Annotated in this window: 5 protein-coding genes; all 5 read left to right on the forward strand. The window is 77.0% G+C overall.

The genetic code is table 11. The annotated features are described in order from the left end of the window. The first annotated feature begins 551 nt into the window (after positions 1 to 551). The 5 genes from ACN260_RS10955 to ACN260_RS10975 are packed head-to-tail and all read left to right on the forward strand — an operon-like array spanning position 552 to position 12,732. Complete coding sequence (locus ACN260_RS10955) at positions 552 to 1,427, forward strand: DUF4132 domain-containing protein (protein ID WP_422755852.1); 876 nt, start codon at positions 552 to 554, stop codon at positions 1,425 to 1,427. After that, positions 1,424 to 6,172 (forward strand): hypothetical protein, encoded by a 4,749-nt coding sequence (locus ACN260_RS10960; protein WP_422755853.1) that lies wholly within the window; start codon positions 1,424 to 1,426, stop codon positions 6,170 to 6,172. Before ACN260_RS10955 ends, ACN260_RS10960 begins: the two co-directional genes overlap by 4 nt. Further along, the gene (locus tag ACN260_RS10965) at positions 6,169 to 7,332 is read left to right on the forward strand and encodes an AAA family ATPase (protein ID WP_422755854.1); all 1,164 of its coding nucleotides are present in this window, start codon (positions 6,169 to 6,171) and stop codon (positions 7,330 to 7,332) included. Before ACN260_RS10960 ends, ACN260_RS10965 begins: the two co-directional genes overlap by 4 nt. Further along, positions 7,316 to 10,855, forward strand: coding sequence for a vWA domain-containing protein (locus ACN260_RS10970; RefSeq protein WP_422755855.1), 3,540 nt, complete (start codon positions 7,316 to 7,318; stop codon positions 10,853 to 10,855). Before ACN260_RS10965 ends, ACN260_RS10970 begins: the two co-directional genes overlap by 17 nt. Then, the gene (locus tag ACN260_RS10975) at positions 10,852 to 12,732 is read left to right on the forward strand and encodes a hypothetical protein (RefSeq protein WP_422755856.1); all 1,881 of its coding nucleotides are present in this window, start codon (positions 10,852 to 10,854) and stop codon (positions 12,730 to 12,732) included. The genes ACN260_RS10970 and ACN260_RS10975 overlap by 4 nt, the downstream gene beginning before the upstream one ends. Positions 12,733 to 12,755: the final 23 nt, after the last annotated feature.

The raw sequence follows: 12,755 nt of genomic DNA on the forward strand, positions 1-12,755 counted from the left end.
CCCCAGAGTGCCGATCCGGCCGCCCCGTCGGCTGTCCGTCGAACAGCCGCCCGGCCGCGGAAAGGCTACGGCGGGTCACTGTCCGTTCGGTCAGTTCTCGGCGTCGCGGCAGCCCGGACGCGTGGTTGCCGCCCCGGTGTCCTGATGCGTCGTGGTCCCAACCGGCTCATCAGCCCCGCAGGTCACGGTGCTGTCGGCGACCGGCGTCGAGTAAGAATCATCACTGGCGGTGAGCCGTCGGTCGTGCTCCACCGTCCGTGCGGCGGCCGGGGCGGTGGGGCGGGGATGGTGCCCCGGGCGCTGGCGCGCCCCGGGCGGTCCGCCGGTCGCGGTCCGCGGACCCTTGCCGGTCGCGGGTGCGGCGCGGTGGTGCCGGGTGGACCGGGGCGCCGTCCGGGTGGGCAGCCTCGGCACCGCCATCGATGGTCACCGACAGTGAGGTGGTCGTGCCGTCGCCGGGCCCGCACCGGGTGCCGGGACGACCACCGGACTTTGTCGCCCGGGTGGGCTAGCCTCCGGTGTCTTCTTTCGTCGAGACGTGGGGTGTCCACATGGGATGGTCAGAGGTGTCGGGTGGCTACCAGGTCACTCTCCGCGACGGCGACGTCGTCGCCCGGAACGCGAAGGGGCGGGAACTGCGTTCCGTGCCGGCGTCCCTACGCGACGATCCGACGGTGGTGGGGCTGCGGCAGCTCACCGAGTGGCTGACCCGGCACGAGACCCAGTGCCGCACCGACATCGAACGCTGGATGGTGCGGTCGCTGCCGGTGCCGGTCGCGGTCCTGACCGAGGTGTGGCCGGACGAGGCGTGGCGCACCGCCCTCACCGACCTCGTCGTCGCCGTGCTCGACGACGAGGGCCGGCGCGACCCGGACGGCGTGGGCCTGCTCCGCGAGGTGGGCGACGGCCAGGTCGGACTGGTCGACCTCGACGGCGACAGCGTCCGCCGCAGCGCCGACCGGGTCGTCATCCCCCACCCGGTCACCCTCGACGACCTCGACGACCTGCGGGAGTTCGCCGCCGAACTCCAGGTCCGCCAGTCCGTCGACCAGCTCTTCCGCCAGACCTGGGTCCGGGGGGCCGAGGTCGACGCGACGGCGACCCGCTACGGCGGCTACGCCGGTGGCCGGTACGACCAGCTCCGGCACCTGACCGCCCGGGCGACGTCGCTCGGCTACCCGGTACGCGGCGGCAACGCGGTGTGCCGGATCGTCGAGAACGGCGTCACCGTCGAGGCCCGTTCCTGGGTCGGCGCGGACGACCCGTACTACGAGACCGAGACCGGTGACCTCGTCTTCACCGACCGGCACGGCACCGCCCTGCCGCTGGGCGAGGTCGGCCCGGTGGCCTGGTCGGAGGGAACCCGGATGGCCGCCGCGCTGTACGCCGGCCGGGTCGTGGCAGCAGAGCAGGAGGAGGACCGGTGAGCGTCGACGCGACGGACCTGTTGGAGGCGGGCGCGGTACTGCCCGTCGGCACGGCGGTGGCCAAGGACGACACCACCGACACCCTGACCGCCCGCCGGTACACCCACCCCGTCCTCGCCGGACGGACCGTGGTGCGGCTGGTCAGCGGCGCGCTCGGCGAGGCCGAGGACCTGTCCATGGAGTTCCTGGGCTTCGACCGACCCGAGCGGACGACCCCGGTCGGCGTGGTCCGCCAGCAGGCGCTCGGCTTCCCCGCCTGGGCGCTGGTCAACGACCCCGCCAACGGCCACCACGCGCTCGCCCTGGTCAAGGAGATCGAGCGGCTGGCCCGCACGGCGCGGTCCCGGGTCGGCCCGGCCAAGGACGGCTTCAACGCCCTCGGCGAGCGGCTGGCCCGCTCGGTGCCGCACTTCCTGCCGACGTTCTACGAGGAGGCCGGCCGGGCGTTCCTCGCCGCCGACAGCGTCACCCACGCGGCGACCATGTTCGGCAAGGCCCGCGACGCCGAACGCGCCTACGCCCTGACCATCGACGAGGACCGCCAGCACGCCGTGTTCCTGGAGTTCGCGCTGGCCGGGGCGTTGACCGCGAAGGCGCTCTCCGGCCACGCCCGGGACCTGGCGGCCCGGCGCACACCCGCCGACGCGTACGCGATGTTCCTGCGGCTGTGCGTGGAGCGCACCCTGGGCGGCCTGCCGCCGTACGCGGCGATGCACACCGACCTGCGTCGGCTGGCCCGCGCCGCCGGCCTCGACCCGGCCACCGAGGACGAGCGGGTGCTCGGCGAACTGCTGGCCGCGCCGGCCCTGCACCGGGCCCCGGAGGCGTTCTGGACGGCCTACCGGCAGCCACTGGCCCGGCTCGCCGCGGCCGACCCCGCGCTGCGCGGCCGGCTGCTCGGGCTCACCCCTCGCAACTGCGGCGACGACGTCTGGCTGGCGGTGCTCGAGGAGGCCGACGCCACCAGCGCGCTGACCGGGCCGGCGGGTGCCGTACCCGCCGAGGCCGAGTCGCCCGACGGGCCCGCCGGCTGGCTGCGCCGCTTCGACGAGCACCGGGAACGCCGCTCGTGGCGGGTCCGCAAGCGGCACCCCGGGCTGCTCGCCCTGGTGGAGCGGATGGCCGGACGGCTCAAGGCCGACGGGGTGCCGGTCGCGCTCTGCCGCGACCACGACGCCGTCGACCTCGACCTGCTCGACACCTGCCTGGCACTGGGGGTGCCCGTCGCGGACCCGGCCGGCGACGTCCGGCACCGGCTGGACAACTGGTTCTCCGACGACACCGACGGCCGGCGTGACCTGGTCGCCGTCGCCGCCGACCCCCGGTTCCTGCCGGTGCTGGTCGAGGGTGTCGAACGGCGACTGCGCACCGGTGGGCGGGACCAGCACGACCCGACGCCCCGGGTACGGGAGATCGTCGCGGTGCCCGGCCTGCGGACCGCCCTGCGCAGCTGGCTGGACACCCTCGCCGACGCCGTCGGACGACAGGGGCTGCCGACGCTCGACCAGCACCTCGACCGGGTCGGCACCGTCGCCTGCCCGACCGGCTTCGCCGTCAACCCCGACGCGGTACGCCGGCTCGTCGACCACGACCTCGGCCCGGTCCTCGGCCGTACGCTGCGCTCCGGCCTGCTCGACGAGTACGGCTGGCCAGCCCTGGACACCGCCGCCGAGCGGCTCGCCGGGTCCACGACGGACGTGCAGCTCACCGGCCAGTGGCCGAACCTGCTGCTGCTCACCGGCGACCTGGTGACGGTCATCGGGCCGGACGGGGTGGAGCAGGAACACCTGATGCGCATCCCGGCCGGGGAGAACCGGTACCGCTGGCGGCTGGTGCTGCGCCACGTCGACGGGCAACTGCTGGTCTGCTGGGACCGGGGCCGGGACCGGGCCGCCTACTGGAGCGGCACCCCGGACGACGTCTTCACCCTCGCCGACGACGCCTTCACCACCTACCCCCAGTTGTCGCTGCCGCTGCCCGGCGGCGGGCGCACCATGGGGCGGCGTCCGTTGCGGGTCGGTGACCGGGCCGAGCGGACCGGCGGCCGGGTCATCAGCGACGGCGACACCTACTGGGTACGCGCCGCCGACCACCCGCTGGGCTGGCAGGAGTACGACCCGACGACGGGCGAGCGCGGACGGTTCTCCCGGCCGACGTTCTTCGAGGACGGCACCGTCGACGGTCGACCCCTCGACGCCGGCGCGTCCTGGCTGCGTCCCACCAGGTCGTCCGACAGCCCGCTGGGCCGCGCCGACGGGCTGGCCGGCTGGCGGGTGCGGCGCGGGGCGGACGGCGGCTGGTCCGGCGAGGCCGTGAACGGACGTTCCTTCGTCCTGCCGGCGGGTACCGCCGACGGCAGGCTCGCGGCGGCGGTGCGGTTCCCCGGCTCGGACACCACCTTCGGACTGCTGCACGGTGGCCGGGGCGCCAACGGCGAGCTGCTGATCTGCGCCGAGGACGGCTTCCTGCTCGGCCGCTACCCGTCAGGCGGTGAGCGGTCCGCCTTCGCCGCCGGCAGCCGGCTGGTGCCGCCGGCGGAGTACTGGCACTTCCTGCGGCCCCGCGACGAGGCCGGCTCGGCGGCGCTGCGCGGCGTCACCGACGCGCAGGCCGGCGCCCTGCTGGCCGAGGCGGCCGGGCTGGACGCCGCCCAGGTGCGTGCCCTGGTCGGCCGGCACCTGCCGCAGCTCACCGCGCCCGCCCTCGTCGCCGGGGTCGCCGGGCTCGTCACCCGGGCCGCCGAGCAGGTGACGCGGCTGCGGACGCTGGCCGCCGTGCTCGACGGCGAGCAGAACGACGCCCTGCCGGCGCAGGAGGCCCCGGCCGCATCGCCGGCGGTCGACCGGCTGCTCTCCGAAGGACTCGCCGGGCTGATCCAGTACTGCTACGCCGCGGAGGACAGCTCCCTGCGGCTGATCGCCCGCGCGGGCGCCGCGCTCACCGGCACCGACCCGACGCCGGACGTCCGTGGCCAGTTGGACGGTGACCTCGACTGGTTCGACCTGCTGGGGGTGCTGCCGGCCGCGATGTACCGGGCGGTGGCCCCGATCTGCCTGTCCGAGGTCCGCGAGGCGCTGCTGACGATGCTGGAGGTGTGCGCCCGCTCCGGGCTCCTCGCCCCGGGCAGCCGGCTGCGGCGGGCCACCCTGGTCGCCGACGCCCACCAGCCGGTCGACCAGGTCCGGGGGCAGGTGCTGACCGTGGGCGACCGGCGGCTGCTGGTGCTCGCCGTCGACACCGACGACCGGGAGGTCGACGTGCTCGACTGGACGCCGAACGGGCGGTTCTCGGCGGTGCCCGGCTTCCGGATCACCGAGGAGACGATCCTGCCGACCGGTGACGTCACGCCGCAGCGGATCGACGGGTTCGTCCGGCTCGCCCGGACCAACGAGCCGCTGGAGTGGCAGCCCGAGTGGGCCCGCACCCTGTCCGAGGCGGCGGGCATGAGCCACGCCGAGGCGGTGCTGCTGCTGGCGGGCCTGCCCCGGCTCGTGTGGGAGCGGGCCCCCGCCGAACTGCTGACCATCCTGGAACTGCCCGACCCGGCGGCCCCCGCCGCGGCGGCCCGGTTCTGGGGCACCGGCGGTCGCGGCCGGCAGGCCTTCGCCAACCTGCTCGGGCGACTGATCCCCGAGGACCCGGCGCGGCTGTGGGTCGACGGGCCCCGCCAGGACCTGATCGTGCAGGAGTGGGTGCGGCGGCACGGGCCACGGCGGCCTGTGCCCGACGAGCTGATCGTTAGGGTGGACAAGGCCGAGGTGTCCAGCCCGCTGCCGGCCTCGACGGTGCTCCACTGGGTCGCCAACGCGGCCAACGGCCGGTGGCTGGCCGGGTCCGACACCGGCATCGACGACGACGACGCGCTGATCGCGCTGACCAGGACGCTGCCGTGGCTGGCGTACCACCTGGCCGTCGACGACCCGATCCGGGCGGCGCTGCCGGTCGCCGCGGACCTGGCCCGGCAGCGGCTGGCCGACCCCGACTTCACCGTCTCCATCGGGCACGTCGACGGTGCCAAGCTGCCGGCGTTCACCGCCGCGTTCGGCCTGCCGGTGACGACCGGCCCGGCCGGCACCGAGGTCGGCCCGGTGCTGATCCCGCCGACCGACCGCTGGCACCGGGTCCGGTTGCGCCCGTCCCGGCTGTCCGGGATGGACGATCCGGCGCTGGCCGTGCTGCGGGCCCGCCTCGACCACGTCAACGAGCAGCTGCTCGCGGCCCTGCGGGCGCTGCTCGGCGGCCAGCTCGCCGAGGTGGTGTCGCACGTCGTCCCGGCGATGGACGACGGCTTCGCGCAGGACCCGACCCGCTCCGCCGCCGACCTGGTCACCACGGTCGCCACGACGCTCGGGCTGGGTGTCGACGCCGCGGCGCTGTACCTGCAACTGCTCGCCCTGCCCGACCCGACCGACCGCAACGTGGCCCGGTGGACTGGCTGGAAGCCGGCCCGGCTCAAGGCCGCCCGCGCCGAGCTGGCCGCGACCGGGCACGTGGTGGCGGCGAAGCGGCCCCGGGCCGGGCGGTCGCTGTTCCTGCCCGGCGGCTGGTTGGCGCTCAAGGCGCCGCTGCTGCCGCTGGAACGGTGGAAGCTCCCGCTGCTGATCGGCGGCGAGGGCGGGGTGACCGCCCTGGGCATCGTCTCCCCGGTGGCCCCCCCGCCCCGGCTGTTCGCGCTCGCCTGGGCCCGGCTGTGCGACGGCGACGCACCCCGCTTCGACGATCTCGTTACGGAAAGGCGCCGATGACCACCACGACCACCCCGGTTGCCCGGCAGGTCCAGCCGGCCGAGCACGCCCACGCCGCCGAACTGGCGTTCCTCGCCGCGTACGACGACGGGCCCCGGCCGCCGGGCTGGCGGTTGACCCCGCGCGCGGTCGTCACGTTCATCGTCGGCAGCGGCGGCGTCGCGCTGGAGCTGCCCCGGCAGGCCCGCCGCGACGACCTGCCCCGCACGCTGACCGTGACCGCCAAGTTCGTCGGGGAACGGGCACTCGTCGAACGCTGCGTCGTCACCCTCGCCGGGGAACGGGGCCTGCTGCTCGTCGGCGAACCGGGCACCGCGAAGTCGATGCTGTCGGAGCTGCTGTCCGCCGCGATCTGCGGCAGCAGCGAACTGGTCGTGCAGGGCACCGCCGGCACCACCGAGGACCAGCTCCGCTACGGCTGGAACTACGCTCTGCTGCTCGCGCACGGGCCGAGCGCCGCCGCGCTGGTGCCCTCGCCGATCCTGGCCGCGATGCGCACCGGCGCGGTGGCCCGGGTGGAGGAGATCACCCGCTGCCTGCCGGAGGTCCAGGACGCCCTGGTGTCCATCCTGTCCGACCGGCGGATCGCGGTGCCGGAGCTGTCCGGCACCGCCGACGCCACCGTCCCCGCCGCGCCCGGGTTCACCCTGATCGCGACCGCCAACCTGCGCGACCGGGGGGTGTCGGAGATGTCGGCGGCGCTCAAGCGCCGGTTCAACTTCGAGACCGTCGGCCCGATCGGTGACCTGGCCCAGGAGATCGCCCTGGTGCAGCGGCAGGCCCGCGCCACCCTGGAGCGGGTGCACGCCCCGTTCGCGGTCGACGACGCCGTGCTCGAGGCGCTGGTCACCGCGTTCCGTGACCTGCGGGCCGGGCGGTCGGTCGAGGGCTGGGAGGTGGAGCGGCCGTCCACCGTGATGAGCACCGCCGAGGCGGTGGCGGTCGCGTCGTCGCTGGCGCTGGCGGCGGCCTACTTCCCCGGCGACCGGGACGTGGTGTCGCTGCTGCCGGGGCACCTGCTCGGCGTGGTCCGCAAGGACGACCCCGCCGACGGGGTCAAGCTGCTCGGCTACTGGGACGGCGCGGTCCGGCGACGGGCCGAGGACGGCGCGCGACTGTGGCGGCGGCTGTGGGAACTGCGCGATGTCCTCACCGACTGACCCGACCGCGCCCGCCGAAGGGCCTGCACCTGTCGACCCCACGGCCGCGGTCGCCGCGCTGGCCGGGCACCGCCGGCCGTACCTGATCGGGGTACGGCACCACTCGCCCGCGCTGGCGGTGGCCCTGCCCCGGCTGCTGGCCGGGTACCGCCCCGAGGTGCTGCTCCTGGAACTCCCGCCGGAGCTGGGGCGGTGGCTGCCGTGGCTCGCCGACCCGGCCACCACCGCCCCGGTGGCGCTGGCCGGGGTCCTCGGCGACGGCGGCGGACCGGCGTTCTACCCGTTCGCCGACTTCTCCCCGGAGCTGGTCGCGGTGCGCTGGGCCGCCCGCAACGGGGTTCCGGTCGTACCGTGTGACCTGCCGCTGGTCGACCCGGCCTGGCGGGAACGGGAGCCGGGTGCCGCCCCGACGCCGGGCCGGTCGTTCGTCGACGCGCTGCGCGCCGCCGGCAGCGGGCGGGCCGACGAGGACCTGTGGGACCGTACGGTCGAGGCCCGCGCCCCGGGCGCCGACCCGGAGGCGGTACGCCGGGCGGCGCTCGCGGTCGGCTGGGCGCTGCGCGCCGACGCCGAACGCGGGCCCGGGGTGTCCCCGCTGGACCTGCGCCGCGAGGCCCGGATGCGGCAGCACCTGGCGGAGGCGGGACAGCGGCGGGTCGCCGCCCTGGTCGGCGCGTTCCACGCCCCGGCGCTGCTGGTCAGGGAGGAGGCCCCGGCGCTGCTGACCGGGCGGGAGGACCCGCCACCGGCCGGCCAGACCGGCGCGCCGACGGTGGTGACCTCGCTGGTGCCGTACACGTTCGGGCTGCTGGACGCCCGGTCGGGCTATCCCGCCGGCATCCGCGACCCGCAGTGGCAGCAGTCGGTGCTCACCGCCGACGGCGACCCGGCGGCGGTCGAGTCGGCGACGACGGACGCCGTGGTGGCGGTCTGCGCGGCGATCCGCCGGGCCGGTCACCCGGCCGGCCCGGGGGAGGCCCGGGAGACCGTCCGGCTCGCGCTCGACCTGGCCCGGCTGCGCGGCCTGCCCGCGCCGGGCCGGGGTGAACTGGTCGAGGCGATCCAGAGCGTGCTGGCCCACGGGGAGGTGCTCGGCCGGGGCCGGGCGGTGGCGCACGCGATGGAACAGGTGCTCGTCGGGGACCGGCACGGCGTGCTGGCCCCCGGCACCCCCCGCTCCGGGCTGGCCCCGGCGGTCCGTGAGCTGCTGGCCGGGCTGCGCCTGCCCGGTGCCGGCGACCCGACCCGGGAGCTGCGGCTGGACCCGCTGCGCTCCGCCCTGGACCGGCGACGGGAGGTCACGCTGCACCGGCTCCAGGTCTGTGACGTCGCGTACGCCGAACAGGTCGGCGGCGCAGGCGTCGGCGGGGTGGACCCGGTCACCACCCGGTGGCGGGTGCAGTGGTCGCCCCGGACCGAGGCGACGATCGAGGTGGCCGGGCTGCGCGGGGTGACCCTCGGCCAGGCCGCCGAGGGTGCGCTGGTGGAACGGCGACGGCGGGAACGCGCCGAGGACGGACCGACCGTCGCCGCCGTGATCACCGGTCTGGCGGACGCCGCGCGGTGCGACCTGACCGGGCTGGCCGCCCGCCGGCTCGCCGAGGTGGCGGTCACCGTGCCGGCCGAGGGCACCCTCGGTGAACTGGTCACCGCGCTGGCGCTGCTCGACCGGCTGCGCCTGGGTCACCTGCCGGGCGGCGTCGACCTGCCACCGGACGAGCTGGGTCGGGTCGCCGAGACGTTGGAGAGCGCGGCGGTCCGCCAGGTCGACGGGCTGGCCGGCGCGCAGGACGTGGCCGACGCCGAGGCGCTGGCCACGCTCGCCCAGCGGGCCGACGCCGCCGGCGCGGGGCTGCGGCTGGCCGACTGCCTGGCCCGGCTCGCCGCCCGGGGCACCCCGCTGATGGCCGCCGCCGCCGGCGCGGTCCGGGTGCTGCTGGGCCTGCGGGAACCCGCCGCCTTCGGTCGACTCGTCGCGTCCTGGGTGGACACCGCGTCCACGCCCGCCGGGCGGCAGCAGCTCCAGGGACACCTGACCGGGCTGCTGGTCGTCGCCGAACCGCTGCTGCGGGCCAACGGCGAGGTGTTCGACGGGCTGCTGGAGCGGATCGAGACCCTGCCCGACGAGGAGTTCCTGACCCGGCTGCCGGCGCTGCGCGCCGGCTTCCACGTGGTCAGCCCGGCCGGCCGGGACCGGCTGCTGGAGGTGGTCCGGGGTCGGCTCGACGACGCCGGCCCGGACGCCGACGTCGCGGTGCTCGACGACCCGGACGCCCTGCTGGTCCGGCTGCGCGCCGACGCGGCGGGCCGCCGGGCGCTCCTGGCGCAGGGCCTGCTAGCCGCCGGGCCGGCCGACCCGTCGCCGCAGCCGCCGACGCCCGCCGACGCGACGCGGCCGGCCATCCGGCGGGCCCCGGCCGGCGGGCTGTCGAGCGTGGACCGGTGGCGGCTGGTGCTGGGCAGGGAGTCGACCCGGGTCGGGCCGCGCGCCCGCCGGTACGCCACCGCCCTCGACGAGCTGTACGGGGCCGGCCGGGGCGAGGGGGCGGCGGCCGAGGCGGCCGGTCGCGCCGGCAGGGAGGCGTCCTTCCCCGGCGTACGGGAGTGGGCGCGGGAACTGTCCGCCCTGTTCGGCCCCGGCGTACGCGAGGAGGTGCTGGCCCGGGCGGTGGAGGCGGGCCGGCTGGACGCGGTCACCGAGCTGGACCCGGCGGCGGTCCGCCCGTCGGTCGAGCTGCTCCGCGATGTGCTCACCCTCGCCGGTGGGCTGCCGGAGTCGACGGTGGCGCGGCTGCGCCCGCTGGTGGCCCGGATCGTGGCGGAGCTGACCCGGCAGTTGGCCGCCCGTCTGCGCCCGGCGCTGACCGGGTTGACCACCCCCCGCCCCACCTACCGGCCGGGTGGGCCGCTGGACCTGCCCCGGACGCTGCGGGCCAACCTGGCCACCGCCCGCCGCGACGCGCAGGGCCGGGTGCTGCTGGTGCCGGAGCGGCCGGTGTTCCACACCCGGGCCCGCCGGGGCGTGGACTGGCGGCTGGTGCTCGTCGTCGACGTCTCCGGCTCGATGGAGGAGTCGGTGATCTGGTCGGCGCTCACCGCCGCCGTGCTGGCCGGCGTGCCGGCGCTCAGCACGCACTTCGTCGCCTTCTCCACCGAGGTGGTGGACCTGACCGAGCGGGTGGACGACCCGCTGGCCCTGCTGTTGGAGGTCAGCGTCGGCGGGGGCACGCACATCGCGGCCGGGCTGCGCTACGCCCGGTCCCTGGTCACCGTTCCGCAGCGGACGATGGTGGTGGTGATCAGCGACTTCGAGGAGGGGTACCCGATGGGTGGTCTGCTGGCCGAGACCCGGGCGTTGGTCGAGGCGGGCTGTCAGGTGCTGGGCTGCGCCAGCCTGGACGACACCGGCCGACCCCGGTACTCCGTGGCGGCGGCGGGTCAACTGGTCGCGGCGGGGATGCCGGTCGCCGCGTTGAGCCCGCTGGAGCTGGCCCGGTGGGTCGGCGAGCAGGTGCGGCGGTGACCGGCCTGCCGCCGGTGACCGCCCCGGTGCTGGCCGAGGCGTTGGAGGCGCTGCCCGCCCGGCTGCGCCGCAAGGTCGACGACGCGGTCGTGCGGGCAGGCGGCTGGCCGGTCACCGGCACGGCCGGTGCGGTGACGGTCCGGGTCGACGAGGCGACCACGGTGACCCTGGTGCCGGTCGACGGGGTGGTGCGCCGTGCCGCCGACGCCCGGTGCAGTTGCCTGCTCGCGCCGAACTGCCTGCACCGGATGGCGGTGCTCGCCCTGGCCCCGGTGGACGACGGGGTGCCGGTGGACGACGGGGCCTCCGTGGACGACGCGGCCCCGGTTGGCGACGCGGCCCCGCCGCCGACCGCCGACCGGACCGTCGGTCCGGCTGCCGTCGCCGACCCGCCCGCCGGGGTGGCCGGCGACGCGGTGGCCGATGGCACCGGGTCGCCCCCCGCCCTCACCGGACGGCAGCGGGCCGCCGCCGACGGGCTGTGGCGGGTGGGCGTGGCGGTGCTCGAGGCGGGGACCGTCGGCTGCGGGGTGGTGCTACGGACCGCCCTGCTGCGGGCGGTGCACGAGGCACGGGTCAACGGCCTGCACCGGGCGGCGACGTCCGGCACCCGGGTCGCGGCCGGGCTGCGGGCCGCCCGCGACGGCGAATCCCAGCACCGGCTGGCCGACCTGACCGACGACCTGCGGGAGCTGCTGTCCGTGTCCCGCCGGCTGCGCGGGGACACGCCGGCCGGTGACCCGGGCGCGTTGCTGGGCACCGCCCGGCGGGCCTACGACCCGCAGGCGGGCCTGCGCCTGTACGGGCTGTGCACGGTCCCGGTGGTGGCCGATTCCGGATACGCCGGGGTGGTCACCTACCTGGCCGACCGCGACGGTCGACTCTGGACGGTCGCCGATCTCGCCCCGGGCGACGTGGGCCGGGCCGCCGGGGCGGGTGACGCGACGGTGGCGGTGGGCGAGTCGGGGCTCAGCCACCGGCAGCTCACCCGGGCCGGGCTGGTGGTGTCCGGCGGCACCGCCTCGGAGTCGGGGCAGCTGGGTGCCGGCCGGGCGGTCCGGGCGGCGCGGGCCGCCGGGGTCGGCTGGGCCGACGAACCCCTCGCCGGGCTCTGGGCGCAGCCCCTGCCCGAGCAGGTCCGCCGGGCCTTCGGCGCGGTGGCACTGCCGCTGCCGGAGCGTCCCGCCGGTGCCGACCTGCTCTTTGTGACCGTACGGGTGCTCGGCGGGCACGACCACACCGTCCTGGCCGGCACCGACGACGGGGCGGTGCTGACGCTGACCGTCGCCGACGAGCACACCGCTCTGCCGCACCGGGCCAACCTGCGCCTGCTCGGGCAGGCGGTGGGGGCACGGCTGCGCCTGGTGGGCCGCCTCGATCCGACCCGCCGGGCGACCGTGCAGGCGCTCGCCGTGGGACCGGTCGACGGCGACGGACCGGGGCTCACCCTGCCGCAGAGCTGGGCGGGCCACGTCGACCTCGGCTACGACCGGCTGCACGCGAGCCAGCTCAGGACGGGCGACGGCGCGGGGGCGGTGCCACCGTACGACCGGCTCCCGGACGCGTCCGTGCCACGTCCCCGGCTCGGCGATCCCGCCCTGGGGCTGCTGCGCCGGCAGGTGGAGCGGGTCGTCTCGGGTGGCCGGGCGATCCAGGCGTTGGCCGACCCGACGGAGCGGACGCTGCGGCTGGCCCGCCTGGATCTCGGCGCGCACCTGCTCGCCGCGATGGGCTCGGCGGCCCGGGCCCGGCCCCGGGACGCCTTCGGGCGGCTCACCGACGACGACGGGCAGGCGTTCGCCGAGTCGTGGCTGGCGGTGGCGGTCTACGAGGAGGCGGCGTCCCGGGCGTCGGCGGAGGCGTCCTGGCTGCCCTGACCGTCCCCGCCCGGGTGGCACAC

The organism is Micromonospora sp. WMMD708, from assembly GCF_049315245.1.
GTDB classification, from domain to species: Bacteria; Actinomycetota; Actinomycetes; order Mycobacteriales; family Micromonosporaceae; genus Micromonospora; species Micromonospora wenchangensis.

Coding starts and splice junctions, on each gene's coding strand:
- ACN260_RS10955 (WP_422755852.1), top strand. CDS start 552: ATGGGATGGTCAGAGGTGTCGGGTGGCTACCAGGTCACTCTCCGCGAC.
- ACN260_RS10965 (WP_422755854.1), top strand. CDS start 6,169: ATGACCACCACGACCACCCCGGTTGCCCGGCAGGTCCAGCCGGCCGAG.
- ACN260_RS10970 (WP_422755855.1), top strand. CDS start 7,316: ATGTCCTCACCGACTGACCCGACCGCGCCCGCCGAAGGGCCTGCACCT.